16 protein-coding genes are annotated in these 19,510 nt (G+C 41.2%); 11 read left to right on the top strand and 5 right to left on the bottom strand.

Going from position 1 to position 19,510, the window contains the following annotated elements:
• Position 1: 1 nt before the first annotated feature.
• A complete protein-coding gene (gene addA, locus PVE40_RS06100) occupies positions 2-3,805 on the top strand; it encodes a helicase-exonuclease AddAB subunit AddA (protein WP_274730996.1) in 3,804 nt (1,267 codons plus the stop codon).
• A 57-nt stretch (positions 3,806-3,862) separates the two neighbouring features.
• On the opposite strand, the gene PVE40_RS06105 is transcribed toward addA, so the two are convergent.
• From PVE40_RS06105 to PVE40_RS06115, 3 genes are read right to left on the bottom strand one after another with little or no spacing between them, the layout of a single operon-like run.
• Positions 3,863-5,083, bottom strand: a complete 1,221-nt coding sequence (locus PVE40_RS06105; protein ID WP_274730997.1) for a putative glycoside hydrolase — start codon at positions 5,081-5,083, stop codon at positions 3,863-3,865.
• Between the two features lie 4 nt (positions 5,084-5,087).
• Positions 5,088-5,921, bottom strand: a complete 834-nt coding sequence (locus PVE40_RS06110; RefSeq protein WP_274730998.1) for a polysaccharide deacetylase family protein — start codon at positions 5,919-5,921, stop codon at positions 5,088-5,090.
• Positions 5,922-5,932: 11 nt separating this feature from the next.
• Positions 5,933-6,562 carry a YkyA family protein gene (locus PVE40_RS06115; RefSeq protein WP_274730999.1) on the bottom strand — a complete coding sequence of 210 codons (630 nt, stop codon included), beginning with the start codon at positions 6,560-6,562 and terminating at the stop codon, positions 5,933-5,935.
• 186 nt (positions 6,563-6,748) lie between these two features.
• On the opposite strand from PVE40_RS06115, the gene lspA reads away from it, so the two are divergent.
• From lspA to pyrR, 3 genes are read left to right on the top strand one after another with little or no spacing between them, the layout of a single operon-like run.
• Entirely contained in the window at positions 6,749-7,213 is a 465-nt protein-coding gene (gene lspA, locus PVE40_RS06120) for a signal peptidase II (protein ID WP_274731000.1), read from the top strand.
• Positions 7,214-7,225: 12 nt separating this feature from the next.
• Positions 7,226-8,137 carry an RluA family pseudouridine synthase gene (locus PVE40_RS06125; protein WP_274731001.1) on the top strand — a complete coding sequence of 304 codons (912 nt, stop codon included), beginning with the start codon at positions 7,226-7,228 and terminating at the stop codon, positions 8,135-8,137.
• Positions 8,138-8,152: 15 nt separating this feature from the next.
• Positions 8,153-8,695, top strand: a complete 543-nt coding sequence (gene pyrR, locus PVE40_RS06130; protein ID WP_420828515.1) for a bifunctional pyr operon transcriptional regulator/uracil phosphoribosyltransferase PyrR — start codon at positions 8,153-8,155, stop codon at positions 8,693-8,695.
• Between the two features lie 42 nt (positions 8,696-8,737).
• On the opposite strand, the gene PVE40_RS06135 is transcribed toward pyrR, so the two are convergent.
• Entirely contained in the window at positions 8,738-10,438 is a 1,701-nt protein-coding gene (locus PVE40_RS06135) for an NFACT RNA binding domain-containing protein (RefSeq protein WP_274731002.1), read from the bottom strand.
• Positions 10,439-10,867: 429 nt separating this feature from the next.
• Between PVE40_RS06135 and trpX the strand changes: the two genes are divergently transcribed.
• From trpX to coaBC, 7 genes are all read left to right on the top strand, one after another.
• Complete coding sequence (gene trpX / locus PVE40_RS06140) at positions 10,868-11,854, top strand: tryptophan ABC transporter substrate-binding protein (protein WP_274731003.1); 987 nt, start codon at positions 10,868-10,870, stop codon at positions 11,852-11,854.
• A gap of 18 nt (positions 11,855-11,872) precedes the next feature.
• On the top strand, positions 11,873-12,799 hold the full coding sequence (locus PVE40_RS06145) for an ABC transporter permease (RefSeq protein ID WP_274731004.1): 927 nt from the start codon (positions 11,873-11,875) through the stop codon (positions 12,797-12,799).
• Positions 12,792-13,580, top strand: coding sequence for an ABC transporter ATP-binding protein (locus PVE40_RS06150; protein ID WP_274731005.1), 789 nt, complete (start codon positions 12,792-12,794; stop codon positions 13,578-13,580). Before PVE40_RS06145 ends, PVE40_RS06150 begins: the two co-directional genes overlap by 8 nt.
• Before the next feature lie 71 nt (positions 13,581-13,651).
• The gene (locus tag PVE40_RS06155; RefSeq protein ID WP_274731006.1) at positions 13,652-14,239 is read left to right on the top strand and encodes a xanthine phosphoribosyltransferase; all 588 of its coding nucleotides are present in this window, start codon (positions 13,652-13,654) and stop codon (positions 14,237-14,239) included.
• A complete protein-coding gene (locus PVE40_RS06160) occupies positions 14,232-14,651 on the top strand; it encodes an OsmC family protein (RefSeq protein WP_274731007.1) in 420 nt (139 codons plus the stop codon). Before PVE40_RS06155 ends, PVE40_RS06160 begins: the two co-directional genes overlap by 8 nt.
• 71 nt (positions 14,652-14,722) lie before the next feature.
• The gene (locus PVE40_RS06165) at positions 14,723-16,213 is read left to right on the top strand and encodes a phosphate:AMP phosphotransferase (protein ID WP_274731008.1); all 1,491 of its coding nucleotides are present in this window, start codon (positions 14,723-14,725) and stop codon (positions 16,211-16,213) included.
• Positions 16,214-17,419, top strand: a complete 1,206-nt coding sequence (coaBC, locus tag PVE40_RS06170; protein WP_274731009.1) for a bifunctional phosphopantothenoylcysteine decarboxylase/phosphopantothenate--cysteine ligase CoaBC — start codon at positions 16,214-16,216, stop codon at positions 17,417-17,419.
• Between the two features lie 391 nt (positions 17,420-17,810).
• On the opposite strand, the gene PVE40_RS06175 is transcribed toward coaBC, so the two are convergent.
• Entirely contained in the window at positions 17,811-19,322 is a 1,512-nt protein-coding gene (locus PVE40_RS06175; RefSeq protein WP_274731010.1) for a glycoside hydrolase family 43 protein, read from the bottom strand.
• Positions 19,323-19,510: the final 188 nt, after the last annotated feature.

A 19,510-nucleotide genomic window follows, 5' to 3' on the forward strand; every position in this document is an offset into this window, starting at 1 on the left:
GGTGAAAGACTTAGCGAATATCCCACCAAAAACAGCTAATGACCGCTTTACCGATGATCAGTGGCAAGCGATTCATCAAAGCGGAGACAATATCCTTGTTGCTGCTTCTGCTGGATCCGGAAAAACGACGGTTTTGGTCCAACGGATTATTGAAAAAATTAAGAATGGTGTCCATGTAGATGAGCTTCTTGTCGTCACCTTTACCGAATCGGCTGCCAGTGAAATGAAAGAACGAATTCAAACTGCCATCCAAGATGCCATCAATACGGCTGTAACGGAAGAGCAATACCGGCATCTTTTGCGGCAGACAACTCTCTTGCCACAAGCCAACATCAGTACCATTCATGCCTTCTGCTTAAAAGTCATTCAACGCTTCTTCTATCTCATTGAAATTGACCCTGTGTTTCGCATGATGGGTGATGCCATTGAAATTGATATGCTGAAAGAGGACGTGTGGGAAGATCTCAAAGAGACGCTCTACGGCGAACCGGGTACCTTTTTCAAATCGTTGGCAAAGGCCTATTCTGGAGACCGGAATGATGAAGGGCTGAAAGACTTGATATTCTCTTTGTATAACTTTTCAAGGGCGAATCCTGAACCAGTGCAATGGTTAAGTCAATTAATCAATCTCTATGAAATGGAAGAGGGATTAGAAAAAAGCTCCCTTTACCAAGACTTGTTAAAGCCACAAATAGAAAGAGACTTGGACGGTATACTGTATGACTTGGATGCTGCCATCCATATGGCCGGCGAGGGAGAAGGTACCGTCAAACAACGTGACCTTTTGGAATCGGAACGAGCTCATGTTTGGGCGGTACGAGAAGCCATCGATCAAGATGATTATGAGGCAGGATTTGACCGATTGGAGCAACTATCTTTTGCTACTTGGCCTAGGAGCAAAAAGGATGACCCCGATAAAGAAGTAAAAGCACAAATGAAAAATTTGCGTGATAAATCGAAAAAAGCTTTCACTACCTTAAAGGATGCCTTCTTCAATCGATCGAAACAAGATCAAGAATGGGTCATTCGAGAAAGCAAACCTTATGTAGCAGAAATGATTCGGGTAACGAAACGATTCACAGATGCCTATTGGAACCGCAAACTATCCGGAAATATGCTGGACTTTAATGACTTGGAACATTTGACGTTAGAAATCTTGCTGCCGCTAAAAGACGGCAAACGGGGTCCGAGTGAAGCCAGCCGTTATTACCGCCAGAAATTCCAAGAAGTACTCATTGATGAGTACCAAGATGTGAATAAGCTCCAAGAACGGATTCTCTATGGGGTAACCCGTCATCACCCAGATACAGAAAACTTATTCATGGTAGGAGACGTGAAGCAATCCATTTATGCCTTCCGCTTGGCAGATCCAGGTTTGTTTTTGGAAAAATACGAGAAATTTGGCCAGTCACAAGGTGGAGAACGTATTATCCTGGCTGACAATTTCCGTTCACGAGGAGAAGTCCTCTCCTTCACTAATTTTGTTTTCACTCAGCTGATGGACAAAAAAGTAGGGCAGATGGATTATGATGAGCTGGCAGAATTGAAACAGGGAAATCAATCCTTCCCGGAAGCTCCGCAATGTGAAACAGAAATTATCATTTATCTAAAAGGAGAAGGACAAAGAGAGTCTGAGCAGGTGGCCGAACTTACCTTCCAAGGAGATCCCGAATTGGATTGGGGAATAGATGATAAGGCTACCGGTGAGGTCACGATGGTCGCTCAAAAAATTCGTGATCTGGTACAAAATCAGGTGCTCTTGTATGATAAACGGACTAAATCAGAACGACCGATTTCGTACAAGGATATTGTGCTCTTGACTCCAACCAAGAAAAACAACTTATTGATTTTGGAAACCTTCAAGGAGTATGGTGTCCCGGTAATCTTGAATGATTCACAGAGCTTTTTCCAACGAACGGAAATCACGGTAATTCTATCTCTATTAAAAGTGATCGATAATCCAAGACAAGATATTCCATTAGCCGCTGTATTGCGTTCACCGATTGTAGGGCTAAATGAGCGGCAACTTGCAGCCATCCGACTTTCTTCCCCGTATGGTGACTTCTATGATGCAGTGTCGTCCTTTGTAGCCTCGTTTGCGGAGAGAGAAGCAACTGCTACAGAAGAAGAACAGGAAGGGTACCGAAAGCTTACCTTATTCCTGCAACAGTTGCGGAATTGGCGTCAATCTGCTCGTCATGATAACTTAGTCAGCTTAATATGGCGAATTTATGAAGAGACACATTTTTTAGATTACGTGGGTGGGATGACCGCTGGTAAACAGCGTGCCGCCAACTTACACTCTCTCTATGAACGAGCCAAGAAGTACGAGAAGACAAATTACAAAGGTCTCTTCCAGTTTATTCGCTTCATTGAGCGGATTCAGGAACGGTATCAAGACTTAGCAGAGCCAACCACTTTTAGCGAGGACGAAGATGCGATTCGGATCATGACCATTCATGCAAGTAAAGGACTCGAGTTTCCGGTTGTCTTCGTAATGGACATGTCGAAAAGTTTTAATATGCAAGATATTCGGGGACGCTATTTATTCTCCGAAGAGTACGGGATTGGAACAGACTTGTTTGATTCTGATAATCGGATGCGCTACCCTTCTCTAACCACCTATGCCTTAGCTAATGAGAAGAAGAAGCAGCTACTAGCAGAAGAAATGCGTAAACTCTATGTTGCATTGACTCGTGCAGAGCAAAAGCTGTTTCTGGTCGGTACCTATGAATCAAAGGAGAAAATGTGGCAGGAGTGGGGAGCAGTCGATGAAACTGCCGACCGTGTCATTCCAGATCATTTGCGTTTGAATGCCAACAACTTAATGAAGTGGGTTGGTTTAAGTTTATATCGTCACGGAAGTGTTCGTCCTGATTCAGAAATAAAATTATACCGCGGGGAATTAGCTAATGATCCAGTATCTTTCTCTATCAGTTTCCAAGGAGAAGAGGATTTACTAGGGAATTTTGTGACGGTTGATTTAGAAGAAGAAGTAGACTGGGATGAGCGCATTACTTCTTTGGCAACCAATTCTGTCAAGGAATCGGCAACTGCTTCCGAACGGGATTATCAAATGGCTGTCCGTCTTATGGAAGCAACGTATCCCCATGAAATGGCAACTCGGACAACAAGTTATCAGTCCGTTTCAGAAATCAAGCGGCTGTTTGAAGACCCTGATAATGCGCAGCTGTTGCAGCTTGAATTTGGGCAACAAGAAGCTGCAGCACGGTATGTGGAGCCTGAGCTTGCTCGGCCAACATTCCTTCAAGAGGAAACACGTCCCTCAAATGCGGAAATTGGGACTGCTGTTCACTATGTGATGCAAAACTTAAACATCGCTGAACCCGTTACAGAACCTGTTATCGAGGACTTGATTCAAAACTTAGTAGAGCGGGGCAGTATCAAGGAAAAAGTAGCCTCTTTGATTAATCATAATCAAATCGTTCAGTTTTTTACAACAGAATTAGGAAAAAGGTTGCAGGCAGATGCACATCACTTGAAGAGAGAAGTACCCTTTACCATGTTGATGCGGGCAAGCAATATTTTTGAAGGCATCCAACCAGAGGCAAACGATCATATCCTAATTCACGGGATTATTGACGGTTTTATTGAATATCCGGATCATATTCTCCTCTTTGACTTCAAGACGGACTATGTTGGAGAAAACCTGAAGGGATTGTTGGATAAATACCGCGGACAAATGATTGTTTACCGCGAAGCATTGGAAGATATTAAAAAGAAAAAAGTAACAGAGACGTATCTATGCTTCCTATCGACGAATGAAAATGTGTTGGTAGAGTAGACGCAAAAAGAAACGAGGCGGGATTATAAATCCTACCTCGTTTCTTTTTGCATCTGATTAATACGTATATTCGTTCGATGCATTCCATAATAGGAATTCGGTAACACCGTGGTCCTTCAAAGCTTGCACTTGTTCCATTACTTGCGCTTGTCCATAAACTTGATAATAACCTTCTCCTAAATAAGAAGCAGTGAAGTCTTGTAACCATGGACGGGTAACAGGTGTGTTCTCTAAAGACTCTAATAAAGGTAATTCTACCTTCATGTACTCATCCACTAGTTCATATGGATGCAAGTCTGGACGATCAATTCCAAAATAGGATGCTCCCCAGTGACTTGGATAAATCATTGATGAGATTACATCAACATTGTTTGAGATACCAGCGAAATCTTGTCCAATTCCAGAAGCTTCTGGAACAGTTGCTGCATAGCCAAAGATATCTACTGATACTTCTACACCATACGGCATCAATTTTTCACGTGCGTAGGCTACAAAGTCTGTAACAGCTTGAACCCGTTTTTCATAAGGTTCGAGATCCATATTCTCATACTCTCCGAGGCTGTAAGTTAACCCGTTGCTATCATCTGAAAATACTTCTGGGAAACGTACGTAGTCAAATTGCACTTCCTTGAAGCCAGCTTTTGCAGCTTCAATCCCAACGTTTACAGCATAATCCCATGTTTCTTTTAAGAATGGGTTAATGAACAACTCACCGTTGCCGTATTCCCAAATAGAACCGTCTGGATTCAAGAAGGACATGCTCGGTTCATTTTGCGCTTGGAGAGAATCCTTGAATGCTACAATCCGGGCAATTGGATAAATTTGATGTTCTTCCATCGTTTGCATCAACGCATCAATGTCTGGAATATAATCAATGGTATTTTTCTTGATGTGTTCGTCTTCAGATTGGAAGTCGGTAGTCACATATCCATGGTCATCCTTAATATCGATAACCATTGCGTTTAAATCGGTATCGTTAATATAAGTAACTAGTTCATTGAATTTATCTGGGTTACCAGCTGAGTAGGAAGTTAAATAAATTCCTTTTACACCGTCTTCTGGATAAGCGATGTCTACACCACTGTCATAATAAAATTTCTGTGGCAGTTCGCTCATGGATGGTGGGGTAAGAAAAGGTTCTTCCCGTAGTGTCAATACACTTTTATTACCTGCTTCTTCGCTTGAACTTGCGCTTTCGCTTGCTGAAATAGCATGCAGAGAACTAACCGAAAGCAACAATAGGGTAGAAGCAGCTATTGTTTGAAATAATTTCTTCATTCTGTTATTGTACCTCCCTGTTTGGTGATTCAATCATGGTTGGGTCTACAAGTTCGTATCCTTTCGCACGCAAACCGTCAATAATGGAGCTGATGGCTTCCTCTGTCCATGGGCGGTCATGCATCAATAAGTTCGCACCATTGCCAAGGAATTCCGTGTTCACCATAATATCTGCTAAAGCAGCGCCATCCATATACTGTTCTTCCCAGTCATATCCATAGGTCCAGTTCATATTTACCATGCCTTCTTCTTCAAGAATAGCTAGAACATTATCGTCATACATCCCATGAGGAGCGCGGAAGAAACGAGGACGTTCGCCCGTAGCTTCTTCTACTAAGTCATTTGTTTTAATTAATTCTTCAAGCTGTTCTTCATAGCTTAAATCAGGCAAAACAGGGTGGGAATAAGAGTGGTTTCCAATCTCAAAGCCCATTTCGTGAATTTGTTTGATGATTTCCTTATTAGCAGGATCCTCTAAGAATTGTCCCATTACAAAGAAAATAGCGTTGGCACCTTTATCTTTTACCGTTTCTGCAATTGCTAAGGAATGCTCTTGTGGAGCATCGTCAAACGTTAAGAGTGCGACTTCACTTGAAGCATCTTCGATTGGTTCAATCGTAAAAATATCTGGATTAACGGTATACGCATAAGCAACTGGTTCTTCACTTGGTGCTTCACTAGTACTTTCTGCGGAACTTTCTTCGGTTGTTTCTGTCGACTCTGCTACTTCTTCCGATTCTACAGAACTGGACGCAGACTCTTCCTTTTCTGTTGCGTTACTGGTACAAGCTGTAAGCGTGAATAGAGTGAGGAAGAGGAGTGTTAATTTTTGTTTCATCATCTTCCTCCTTATTTTTCTTCCATAGCAGCAAGTTCAGCTGATAGCTCACTAGCTTGGGTATCAAATTTTTCGAACCATTCCAATAATGGGCGTAGGCGTTCCACATTTTCATCACTTAATTCATTCAAAGTAGATACTCCATCAAAAAGTATGTTAAAGTCCGCTTCTTCGCTACCGATTGATTGATAAACTTCTTCTTCTTTGCTTAATTGTTCTTCATAGGCAGGGACATATGCTTTTACAGCAGTATCCATTTCCTTAATTGTGTCCGTAAGTGCAGCCACTTGGTCCATTGGAAGAGATTCTTCATCAAAGGCTGATAGATCTTCATAATCTTCTTGAATCGTTTCCAATGTTTCCGAGATTGTTGCTAACGTTTCTTTTCTACTCTCCATGTTGGTATACACGGAAGCCGTTTTGTCCGCAAAGTTTTTCAGTTCCTCATCTGCCTCGAGAGATTCGTTGAAGTTCCCTTGTAGCTCGGTTTCTTTCGTTTGGATGTCGTTTAATGACACCACAAGTTCTTCTTTAGCTGCAGAAACCGAATCGATTTCTTCTTGCAGCTTGGCCGCTTCATTGGAACAGCCTGCCAAAAACAGCCCGCTCATCAGCACCAATCCTAAAACTCTTTTTCTCAAAATAATGGCTCCTTTACTTTAAAATCTCATACTGGTTTATTATAACCATACCACTCCAGCAAATTCAATAGATAACATACTCCTTCAAGAAAGTAGAAAGGAGGAAATCCTCTTTAGGTTTCTCGCTTTTTCGTATACAATAGGGAATGATGAATCGACTAACTATGAAACAAGAGAGGAAAAAGTATGCTTTTATACTATATCGTTGCAGCGGTTTTAATCGTGGTTGACCAATTAACAAAATGGGGAATCGTCCAAAATTTTGAGTTGTATGAAGAACAAGTCCTGATCCCTGGTTGGTTTTCATTATTTTATATCCAGAATACAGGCGCAGCATGGGGAATCTTTGCGGGACGGATGTGGTTTTTCTATATCATTACCGCTGTGGTTGTTTTGTACCTCGTCTATACCTTCCACAAATCGAAGATTCAACACAAACTAGCAGGATGGAGTTTCGCTTTTATCTTGGCGGGTGCGATTGGGAACTTTATTGACCGCTTAATGAATGGATACGTCGTAGACATGTTCCGCTTTGATTTCATTAACTTCCCAATTTTTAATGTAGCAGACGTTTGTTTAGTGATCGGTGTAGGCTTAATGATTATCTACGTCCTATTTTTTGAAGAAGATGAAACAGAAATAAAACAATAAGGTAGGAATATAATGGAAAATGAAACGCAAACGTTTAAGGTAAATAACGAAAGTGGTCGTATTGACAAGGTCATGACCGAATTGCTGGGTGAATATACGCGGACCCAAATCCAAAACTGGATCAAAGCCGGACATATTCTAGTCAATGGGAAAATCGTAAAGACAAATTATCAAGTGCAACCAGGAGATTTGCTGTTTTTTGAAGAAGTGGAAGAAGAACCGTTGGCGATTGAGCCAGAAAACCTCCCGATTGAAATTATTTATGAAGATGAGGCAGTCTTAGTTGTCAACAAAGAGGCTGGAATGGTGGTTCACCCATCGAAAGGTCATCTTTCCGGTACCCTGGTAAATGCTCTTTTATATCATGTAAATGAGCTTTCAGAAGGCTCTCAAACCATTCGTCCTGGAATTGTACACCGGATTGACAAGGATACATCGGGACTATTGGTGATTGCCAAAAATAATGCAGCCCATCAAAAATTGGCGGAACAGTTCTATGATCATTCGATTGAACGGGAATACTTCGCCTTGGTGCATGGTGAGGTGCAACACGAAGAAGGAACCATCGACGCCCCGATTGCACGGATGACAACGAATCGTTTGAAACGTACGGTCGCAAAGGAAGGAAAGCAAGCCGTTACCCATTTTGAACGACTGGAAACGTTCCATGGCTACACATTGTTGCGTTTACGTCTTGAAACAGGACGGACTCATCAGATTCGGGTTCATATGAATTACATTAATCACTCGCTCGTAGGAGACCCGATGTACGGCCCGATTGATAGTGTTGCTAAAAAAGGACAATACTTGCATGCAGGTGTACTAGGCTTTATTCACCCCCTAACAGAAGAGCGGGTTCATTTTGAAGCACCACTTCCTGACTACTTTGAAGCAAAATTAAAAGAATTACGAAAACAAGACTAAAAAGGAGCAATAGCCATGAGAGAAGAAATCAGCATTATGGATGCTGCTACCATGAAGCGCACGCTAACTCGCATTACACATGAAATCTTAGAGCGCAATGGCGGTACAGAAAATTTGGTTCTTGTTGGTATTCGCACACGGGGAATTTACCTAGCGAACCGCATCAAGGAACGGATCAAAGATTTCGAAGGAGTGGATGTCCCGGTCGGAGAGTTAGATATTACTCTATACCGTGATGACAAGCACTTTACAGAAGACGGCAATCCTGTTCTGAACAATACCAATATCCCATTTCCGATTGCCGGAAAGCATGTCGTTTTAGTGGATGATGTTCTCTTTACAGCACGCACAATTCGGGCGGGTCTGGATGCAGTGATGGATTTAGGCAGAGCGAAGAGAATTACCGTCGCTGTTTTGATTGACCGTGGCCACCGCGAATTACCAATCAAAGCGGATTATGTCGGGAAAAATATCCCTACTTCTTTGAGCGAACAGATTTCAGTTCAGATTCAAGAAGTAGACGGCAAAGAAAAAGTATCCTTAATTAAAGAAGCATAAAAAAAGACGTCCGTGGAATCGTTCATTTCCCGGACGTCTTTTTTATACACGTAAAGATTCTACTAACTCTTTCGTTGGTGTGACGAATAAAGTCTTTTGATCGGTATAGATAACGAAACCTGGTTTAGCACCATTTGGTTTCTTCACGTGCTTCACTTCGACGTAATCAACCGGCACATTCGCAGATTGCTGGAACTTGGAGTAATAAGCCGCAATTTGTGCTGCTTCTAGCAACGTTTCTTCTGTTGGCTCTGGATGCTCCACAATCACATGAGAACCAGGAATGTCTTTTGCATGTAGCCAAATATGATTCTTTCTAGCTTTCTTCAAGGTCAGCTCGTCATTCTGGACATTGTTCTTTCCAACCCGGATGTCTGTTCCGTCACTGGAGCGGAAGTGGTACGGCTTGCTGATTTTTTTCTTCTTATTCTTAGCTGTACGCTTCGTTTTCAAGTAACCGGCTTGACTCAGTTCATCCCTGATTTCTTCCAAATCTTGTGGATCGGAGAGCTGGATCTGTGTCTCAATAGAATCTAGATATTTATTTTCTTCTTCCGTTTTCTGCAGCTGTTCTTCAATATGCTTCACAGAATTCACCAGTTTATGATACTTGGTGAAATACTTTTGCGCGTTTTGAGAAGCAGTAAGCGCTGGATCAAGAGAAATAGCAAGCGGCTCTTCTTCTGCATAGAAGTTAGCCAAGGTGACTTCCTTACTTGATTTCGGTACTTGATGCAGGTAAGCAGTCAGCAATTCACCTTTAATCCGGTACTCATCGGCACGTTCGCTATTGACTCGTTCTTCTTGGAGCTTCTTTATTTTCGTTTCGTTCTTTTGTTTTTCATTGCGAATCAGTTGTAATAAATCAGACGCAACTTGGCGAATCCGGTCTCTTGTAGCTTTATCTGTATAGTAGACATCCAGTAACTCACTCGGAGTTGAGAAAGACTGCACCTCTCCTTGGACCGTTTGGAACGGATAGGGAAGGAAGCTTTGCTTTTCATTCTCTTGGGTGACTAAGGCAGGCGGCCCCGCATATACATTGGAGATAAACTGTTTCATGGCTGCTACTAAAGGCACATTTTCCTGTTCCATATAGAAACCAATTTCTTGAGCGCTATCTCGGCCAATTCCTTGGAAGATGGTTTGGATTCCTTTAGCAGGAGAACCAGCTTCTTCCAAATCATTCCACTTTGAATCGATTTCTACTGCTGTCGCAGAGAAGGGATTCAATTTATCTTGATGAGGCGGTAACAGATAGTCCGCACCTGGATAAATTGGGCGAAATGAATTTTGTGAGGCTGGAACATGCTTCAAACAGTCCATAATTCGATTTGATTCTTGATCAACTAAGAAGATATTACTATGGCGTCCCATCAACTCAACAATTAAGATCAGTTGCTTCAAGTCTCCCAAGTCATCAAACCGGTTCATCTTGAAGCGGACAATCCGATCGTTTCCAAGTTGCTCGACTTCCTCGATCACAGCACCTTCAATATTTTTACGCAAAAACATACAGAAATTGGGTGCTTGTTCGGGATTAGACAGTGCTTCCTCCGTTAATTGAATCCTTGCATAAGAAGGATGGGCTGATAATAATAATTTTTGGTTTTTACGGTTGGCCCGTACGGTCAAGACAATCTCATGCGGAAAAGGCTGATAGATTTTTGAGATGCGACCGCTTTGGATATTTGTTTTTAATTCATCCACGATAAGGTGGGTAAAAATGCCATCATAAGACACAAGCATTCCTCCTTCATTCACTTTCTAATTATATCACATTCCGTTAGGAGCAGAAGAACTGAATTCATATAGTTAAGAAAACCTCTCATTTCTTTCTCATTATCCTATTGACATTCCCATTTTCATTGGTTAGTATGGAGATACCAAATTTCGGAAGGAGCAGTTAAAATGTCTAAAGAGTTACAAGCAACTACTTTTTTTTATTTTTATTGGCAAAGCCACATAGAGTAGGTTGTTCTTTGCGACGTGTTAACTGTCCATAGATACAGCCTCAGAGCTATCTGAATGTATCTATGTGGAATACTGAATTTAATATTCGCCACATAGACTGGATTTATCGGCTATGTGGCGGTTTTTTTGTAAACTGCCTCGAATGGATGTCATTCAGATGGCAGTTTTTTTCATACTATTAAATTTGGAGGTATTCCCATGAAGAAAAAATTATCAAGCTTTGTTATCCTATTATCTACTTTGTTTCTAACCTCCTGTGGTTCTTCTGATGCTGAATCAATGTCCAGTACTGCTGGTACGGATGAGCTTCCCTATATCGGAATTTTACAATTGACGAGTCACCCAGCCTTGGATGCCATTTCGGAAGGAATCATAGATGAATTGGCAGATGCTGGTTATGTAGACGGAGAAACCGCCACAATTGATCTTCAAAATGCGCAAGGTGACCAGTCTAATATGCAAACCATCACAGAACGTTTTATCACGAATAAAGCGGATGTGATGGTCGGGATTGCAACGCCAGCAGCTCAAGCATTAGCGAATGCAACAACAGAGATTCCCATTATCCTAGGAGCCATTACAGATCCAGTTGCAGCGAACTTGGTTGATTCTCTTGAAACTCCAGGACGGAACATTACCGGTGTTAGTGATCAAATTCCAATTGATCAGCAATTTGAACTGATGCTGCAGCTCGTACCTGACTTGGAAACGGTTGGTTTGCTTTATTCTTCCAGTGAAGCAAATTCATTGAGTTCAGCAGAGGAAGCAGAAAAAATTGCCCATGCATTAGGCCTTTCGACAATCAGCAAAACCGTAAATTCGGCCAATGATCTTGCTCAAGTAGCCGAATCGTTAGCAAAGGACGTTGATGCCATCTGGGTTCCAACTGACAACACGATTGCAACGAGCACACAAACATTAATTGCAGCCACTGATGCGAGAGGAATTCCCGTGTTCCCATCTGTAGATACCATGGTAACAGAAGGAGGATTGGCAACAGTCGGGTTGAATCAATACGCAATCGGTACTCAGACAGGACAAGTAACCGTTGATATTTTAGAAGGTGCGGATCCAGCAACCTATCCCATCCAGTTCCCGAATGAGATTGAGACGATTTTGAATCAAGAGAAAGCATCACAATTAAATATCACCATACCGGAAGATTTGCAAGCAGACATTGAATAAAAGAAATGAGGATGAATCATGAATATTATTGTTTCAGCAGTTTCGCAAGGGATTATTTGGAGTCTATTAGCCTTGGGACTGTTCATTAGCTTCCGTATCTTGAATATCGCGGATATGTCAACAGAAGGAACCTTCACATTGGGCGGTGCGGTAGGCGTTCAATGTATTACGCTAGGGATGAATCCTTTCTTATCCTTGATTCTTGCCATTGTGGCAGGAGCTCTGGCAGGAGGCGTTACAGGATTCATGATTACGAAGCTAAACATTCCCAGCCTGTTAGCCGGTATCCTGACCATGACAGGTCTTTATTCCATCAACTTACGCATTATGGGGAAAGCAAACGTAAACTTACTTGGTCTCGATACCATATACACGTTTTTCTTTGACGAAACTATGCCGCGTCATTGGGATCGAATTATCATCGGCCTACTCTTTGTAGCCATCATTATCGGTCTCTATACTGCCTTTTTCAAAACAGAGATTGGGCAATCGCTCATTGCTACTGGAGACAATGAAGCAATGGCACGTTCATTGGGAATCTCTGCTAATCGCATGAAGATTATTGGGTTGATGATGTCCAATGCGATTATTGCCTTGTCAGGTGCAGTTGTTTCTCAAAGTAATGGCTATGCAGACATCCAGATGGGTATCGGCGCCATTGTCATTGGATTAGCTTCTATCATCATTGGGGAAGTAATCTTTACTCGTGTATCCTTTACAGTTCGATTAGCTTGTCTGGTCGTTGGTTCGATTCTTTACCGACTCATTATGGCGTTGGTACTGGAAGGTCGTTTGAATCCAAATGATTTCAAATTAATTTCAGCCATCATGTTAGCAATCTTCTTGGCAATGCCGAAGATAAAAGAAACATACTACACCTCGAAGTACCGGAAAAAAATGACTCATTCAGTGAAGAAAGAAAAGGAAGTGAACACTCATGCCTAACCACATACTCTCCTTAAATAATGTATCGAAAACTTTTTACCCAGGTTCTGTCAACCAAGTAGAGGCCTTAAAGAACATTAACCTTCATGTAGAAAAAGGAGACTTTATTACTTTGGTAGGTGGGAATGGCGCTGGTAAGTCCACTTTGCTGAATGCTATTTCCGGATACTTCTTTCCAGATGCTGGTGAAATTATCGTAAACGACCAGGACATTACGTATTTGAAAGAAGAGAAGCGAGCTGGCATGATTAGCCGTGTATTCCAAGATCCAAAGATGGGCACAGCGCCAAGGATGACCGTACAAGAAAATCTTTCATTGGCTTACCGAAGAGGAGAACGCCGGGGATTGCATCTAGGGACGTCAAAAGAAGAAACCAAACTTTATAAGGAACAGTTGGCTTCTCTAGGTCTTGGATTAGAGAACCGATTGGATGCTGAAATTGGCTTGCTGTCTGGTGGGCAACGCCAGTCCATTGCTTTATTAATGGCAACTTTGAAACGTCCAGATATTTTACTGCTAGATGAGCATACGGCCGCTTTGGATCCGAAAACAGCAAAATTAATTCTAGAATTGACAGATCGCAAGGTAAAGGAGATGGGCCTAACAAGCATCATGATTACCCACAATCTCCAAGATGCACTTACTTATGGCAACCGCATGCTGGTCTTGCATCACGGGCAAATTGTTCGGGATTTCAACCAGGCTGAAAAGGCGGAGCTGACTACTGAATCTCTCTTCAATGAAATTCAAAAGCTTTCTTTAAATGAGATGTTTGTATAAAAACAAATTATATTTTCATTTCTGCAGATAAATGTTAAGATATAAGCAATAAATCTGGAGGAGATCGCATAATGAAGTTACTAGAAGACAAAATTCGCGAAGAAGGCATCATTCTTGGGGATGGTGTATTAAAGGTAGACCGCTTCTTGAATCATCAAATTGATCCTGCCTTGATGCAGGCGTTGGGCAATGAGTTCGCTCATCTATATAAAGACGCAGGAATCACAAAAATTCTGACAGTAGAAACTTCTGGAATTGCTCCAGCTGTATTTGCTGGATTAGCATTAGGCGTTCCTGTTGTCTTTGGTAGAAAGAACAAAAGCATTACCTTGCTGGATAACTTGTATACGACAAGCGTTTATTCTTATACAAAACAAGTTTCCAATGAAATCTCTATTTCTAAAGACTTCTTAAATGAAGATGATTACGTATTGATTATTGATGACTTCCTAGCGAACGGACAAGCTGTAGCTGGATTATTGTCCATTTGTCGAAGTGCTCATGCAGAAGTTGCCGGAATCGGGATCGTCATTGAGAAATCTTTCCAAAAAGGTCGCCGCTGGATTGAAGAGACCGGAATCCGTATTGAATCATTGGCACGAATTGCTAGTTTGGAAAACAATGAAGTAGTCTTTGTATCGGAGGGAGAACATGTCTGAGGATGCTCTATTCCATACAGAAGTAGTGAATGACAAAGGCTTAGAAGGGGAAGCCTATGTTAAAGACGGCTTACGCGTCCTCATCAGCAGTCCGCTATCACCAGATGAAGGATCGAACCCAGAAGAATTATTAGGGTTGTCCTGGTCTACCTGTTTGAATTCTACGATCCAAGCGTTACTGAAAGGTCGTTCCAAACAGGATAAGAGTAAAGTGGAAGTTCATGTTGATTTCAAACGAGAACCAAACGGAATCGGCTATTATTTTACGCTAGCTGCTTTTGTTTCAATTGAAAATCACACCATAGAAGAAACCACAAAAGTGATGCATGCAGCTCATAAACGCTGTCCTGTGTCAAAAATCATTGGATCGTATGAACACGTCTCCTTACAAGCAGTGCCGTTTGAAAGATAACGGCACTTTTTGCTGTTTCCAGATGGTAGTATGTTAAAATAAAAGAAACGAGCAGAGGGGCTGGAACGCATATGCTGAATGATTTTGATTTTTCAACGAATGATGTAAAGAAAGAAAAACGATCAGAACTAGGCGAAGAATTAGCGAAACTGCAACGGAAGTTAAAAAACACCAACTCCAGTATGTTGGTCATTGTGGACGGATGGGAATCAGCTGGAAAGGGCTACGTATTAAAGGACTTGATTCGCGAATTAGATCCAAGATATTATGAAGTCAGCGTGTATGAAACGCCTACAGAAGAAGAGATGACTCATCCATTCTTATGGCGTTTTGTTCGCAATCTTCCTTCAAAGGGAAATATTGCTTTCTTTGACCGGAGCTTCTATTATGAAGCACTGAATGACTTGCATCTTCAACAGGATGCATTAGACCACCAGTTATTAGATATTAGCCTATTGGAACGTTTATTGGTGGCAGATGGCACATTAGTGGTCAAACTATTCTTAAATCATACAAAAGAGACCATGAAGAAGCGTATGGATGCATTAGAATCAGACTCTTTGCGAAAATTTCTGATTTCTAAGAATGATAAAAAACAATTGAAATACTACGATCAATATAAGGGGCACATGGATGAAGTACTGGAAAAGACAAACTATCCGGACTCTCCGTGGAAGGTCATTTCAACGGAGCACAAGAAAAATGCTTCTCGAGTTGCATTACGTTACGTAATGGACCAACTGAGCAACCATTTGAATCAACACGTTGAGACTTCCTTCTTATCGGAATGGGAACCTGTCCAAGTCGAACAAGCTCGGCCGCTCGATTCAATCGAACGGACACAAAAAATCAGTGAAGAAGAATATAATCATCAGAAGGACGTCTTGCAGAAAAAGGCTGGCGAATTAGTGTACCAGCTATGGATGAAGAAATTGCCTTGTGTCCTTGTTTTTGAAGGAACGGATGCTGCAGGAAAGGGTGGGGCAATCGAACGACTCGTCCGGCATATGGATCCACGGGGCTATGATGTAGCAACTACTGCTGCACCTACACCAAACGAAAGCCAATACCATTATTTGTGGCGTTTTTACAAAACATTCCCAAGAAAAGGGAGAGTAACGATTTATGATCGTAGTTGGTATGGTCGAGTCCTAGTAGAGCGAGTAGAAGGTTTCACACCTGAGAATCGCTGGCAAGATGCCTATGCTGAAATAAACGAGATGGAGCATAATCTGATTCATGAAGGATACTTGCTCTTGAAATTCTTGGTCGTAATTGACAAGGAAGAACAAAAGAAACGCTTTGAAGCCAGACAAAACGATCCAGAAAAGAGCTATAAGTTAACGGATGAAGATTGGCGCAACCATGAAAAATTTGAAATGTATGAAGATGCAATGAATGATATGCTGAAGAAAACAAGTACCGAAGAAGCACCGTGGACCATTGTAGAAGGCAATCAAAAGGAGTTTGCCCGGATTAAAGTGCTGGAAACGTTTATTGAACAAGCAGAAGCATTCCTTGCCGCTCACCAAAAAGAATCAAAACAGCTGGAGGAAAAATAAATGCTTGAAAATAAAAATGTGACCGTATTTGTAACAGGAGGAATTGCCGTTTACAAGGCTTGTGACCTTATCCGGAGATTAATTAAAGCAGGAGCGAATGTACGTGTCGCAATGACGAAGAGCGCCACTCAGTTTGTTCAGCCGCTGACTTTTCAAGTTTTGGCGAAACATCCGGTTTACCTGGATACCTTTGATGAGAAAGAAGCACAGTACGTAGCTCATATTCATCTAGCTGACTGGACAGAGCTAGCTATTGTTGCACCGGCGACAGCTAATACGATTGCGAAAATGGCTACAGGAATTGCTGATGACATGGTTTCAACAACCTTATTGGCTACGACCGCACCTAGGCTCATTGTGCCAGCTATGAATGAACATATGTGGGAGAATCCAGCTACAAAAGCGAACCTACAAAAACTAAAGGAATACGGATATACGGTGATGGATCCAGATACGGGCTTCTTGGCAGAAGGCTACGAAGGAAAGGGGCGGTTACCCGAACCAAGCCGTATTGTTGAAGAAGCGATGCTATTGTTGCTTCAGCATACAGCGGAATTACCGCTTAGAGGGACAAGGGTTGTTGTATCAGCAGGTGGAACGAAAGAACGGATTGACCCTGTACGTTACTTAACGAATCAATCTTCAGGGAAGATGGGGTACCGAATTGCTGAAGCAGCACGTGACCTAGGCGCAACAGTTACCTTAGTAACGGCCTCTAATTTAGAACGTCCGTTCGGAATGGATGTTGTAGGGGTATCCAGTGCATTAGAAATGCAAGAAGCATTGATGAGTAAGTTCGAGACTGCAGATATCGTTGTGATGGCTGCAGCGGTATCTGACTTCAGACCAGTGAACCAATCAGATCATAAGATCAAGAAGACGGCTGGCAATTTAGAAATTGAACTCGAAAAAAACCCTGATATTTTAGCTGGCATGGGTCAAATGAAGAAGAATCAATTCTTAATTGGATTTGCAGCTGAAACGGATCATTTAGAGGAATATGCCCAAGATAAGTTAAAACGTAAGAATGCAGACATGATTGTAGCAAATGACGTATCCAAGCCACAAGCTGGATTTGATAAGGATACAAACGAAGTAATTATTTTCCAACCAAATAAAGAACCAATCCATATAGATACGAAACTCAAATCAGAAGTAGCAAAAGACATCTTACAAGAAGCAATCAAAACAATAACAAATTTATAAAAATATAGTACAAGAAAAAATACAAAAACAGTAATTTTTACGTAGAAGGTCTAAAGAGACCAAAAAGCGTAAAAATTACTGTTTATTTGATAGAAGCATAAGCCGTTATTCTTATTACATAACTTAGTATAATATATATTATGTAAACTAAAATAAAGAGTTATTTAAGAGCATTATAAACAACAATCCCCTAGTTTTATACATATATGAAATCTTTATTCATTTGTTAGAGATTTTAGGATGCCTAATTAGGCATAATCGCGTTAGAAAAGGTTTCAGATGAGCTTAAACGAATAGCTTTGATACTTTTTGAATACTGACGAGACTTGTTTTTCGTAAAAAGATCTATAGCACTTCGATAACCAAGCTATCAAAATGCTATAGAATTGTCTTAGGTTAAGTATTTGAATTGGGAAAAACGCACAGAACCATTTATTTCTTTTGTAGCCCAATTAAACAAAGCATACCGACAACCGGTAAAATGCTCCAAATCAAAGGCCACATGATGATCCGGGCCCATTTGAGAATTCTTATAAAAGAAGCGGATACTATCCACTTGATTATCAAAACAAGCTTCAACACGAAACGTTATACAGCTCGGATCGCTAATAGTGATATCTGGTAATGTATTAAGAAGCGCCAAGTTATCCGTTTCTTTATGGGTAGTTTGGACAATTAGTGAATAGATATCATCTTCCTTTGTTACGCCGATAAATCCATATTGGTACTGTAATGCAGCAATACCAGCAATATCACCATTATTTAAGCCTGTAGCATCAATGGTTACTTCTACAGCCGAATACGGGAATAACATTCGTTGTGTCAACATATTTCTCGCTTGTGTAAATGTTTGCTGTACGGATGTATTCATCATTTGCACATAACCAGCAGCAAAATCAACCTTAAAACCGTTTAAATCCGGCTCATGATTGAACTGCCAGTATGACTGTAAACCATGCAAATGCGCAGTTTTATTCTTAAAGTCATCACCGCCATATAACGACGCATACTCATAATCTGGTTTTGGGTTTGGAACATCAAATTCGCGTGGTATCGTTTTATTATTGCCAATGACTGGGAATTTGTCTTGCCAATTTAACGGCGTTAAGACGGGTAATCTCCCTACTGCACCACGATCTTGAAATAAAACAGCATACCAATTCCCTTCTGGCGTATCGACGATACCCCCTTGTGCGACTCCTTGATTATGATAGTTGATATCGTCATTCACAATATCACCACCTCTAAAGGTTCCCATTAAAGAATGAGACATAAAACAAGCTTGTGTACGCTTCCATTCATGTGGTAGCGAATGAATCAGGAAGACATAATATGTGCCCTTTATTTTATAGAAATGCGCCCCTTCATACGCCAGGCGTTGGTTGCCCTCTTCCGATACGATGATACGATGAACCCCGCCTTCTTTCGGTCCGGATAAATCTTCTTCAAGTTCGGTTAGCCAAATCTGTCTATTTCCGTATATAAGATACACTTTGTCATCGTCATCAAAAAACAGCGATGAATCATGGTAAAAGCCTTTAATTTCGGTCTTTGTCCATTTCTCTTTAAGCGATACCGTACGGTAAAGGTATGTCTTTTGCGTGTCATTCGCTGCAAAAACGACGTAAAATTGGTTATTGTGATAGCGTAAACTCGCTGCCCACATCCCTTTTCCGTAGATGTTTTCGCTCTCTTCTAACCTCTGTGCTTTTGTGCTATCCAACTTATCATATACAAAACAAGCATGCTCCCAATTTACTAAATCATAAGATCTTAAAATCTCACATCCCGGGATAAAATACATTGTTGTAGAAACCATGTAATACGTATCCCCTACTCTAATTACATCGGGATCCGGATAGTCAAGCGGTATAATCGGATTCTTAACTGTCTCTTGAGTCATTCATTCGCCTCTTTCTATCGTTGTGCAGAACTATAACTATTATCGGATAGTGACTCAGTAATGTCAATTGCCTCTCATAATAAAAACAGCCGTATTCCCTATTGTAGCAAGTAGACTAACACAAATAAATGAGACAATATAAAACACCTTCGGAATGGTATAATACCAAATACTATGTCGGAGGTGTT

The organism is Jeotgalibaca caeni (assembly GCF_028863945.1).
Lineage (GTDB): Bacteria > Bacillota > Bacilli > Lactobacillales > Aerococcaceae > Jeotgalibaca > Jeotgalibaca caeni.

Coding starts and splice junctions, on each gene's coding strand:
- PVE40_RS06105 (WP_274730997.1), bottom strand. CDS start 5,083: ATGAAGAAATTATTTCAAACAATAGCTGCTTCTACCCTATTGTTGCTT.
- PVE40_RS06110 (WP_274730998.1), bottom strand. CDS start 5,921: ATGAAACAAAAATTAACACTCCTCTTCCTCACTCTATTCACGCTTACA.
- lspA (WP_274731000.1), top strand. CDS start 6,749: ATGCTTTTATACTATATCGTTGCAGCGGTTTTAATCGTGGTTGACCAA.
- PVE40_RS06125 (WP_274731001.1), top strand. CDS start 7,226: ATGGAAAATGAAACGCAAACGTTTAAGGTAAATAACGAAAGTGGTCGT.
- pyrR (WP_420828515.1), top strand. CDS start 8,153: ATGAGAGAAGAAATCAGCATTATGGATGCTGCTACCATGAAGCGCACG.
- trpX (WP_274731003.1), top strand. CDS start 10,868: ATGAAGAAAAAATTATCAAGCTTTGTTATCCTATTATCTACTTTGTTT.
- PVE40_RS06145 (WP_274731004.1), top strand. CDS start 11,873: ATGAATATTATTGTTTCAGCAGTTTCGCAAGGGATTATTTGGAGTCTA.
- PVE40_RS06150 (WP_274731005.1), top strand. CDS start 12,792: ATGCCTAACCACATACTCTCCTTAAATAATGTATCGAAAACTTTTTAC.
- PVE40_RS06155 (WP_274731006.1), top strand. CDS start 13,652: ATGAAGTTACTAGAAGACAAAATTCGCGAAGAAGGCATCATTCTTGGG.
- PVE40_RS06160 (WP_274731007.1), top strand. CDS start 14,232: ATGTCTGAGGATGCTCTATTCCATACAGAAGTAGTGAATGACAAAGGC.
- PVE40_RS06165 (WP_274731008.1), top strand. CDS start 14,723: ATGCTGAATGATTTTGATTTTTCAACGAATGATGTAAAGAAAGAAAAA.
- coaBC (WP_274731009.1), top strand. CDS start 16,214: ATGCTTGAAAATAAAAATGTGACCGTATTTGTAACAGGAGGAATTGCC.
- PVE40_RS06175 (WP_274731010.1), bottom strand. CDS start 19,322: ATGACTCAAGAGACAGTTAAGAATCCGATTATACCGCTTGACTATCCG.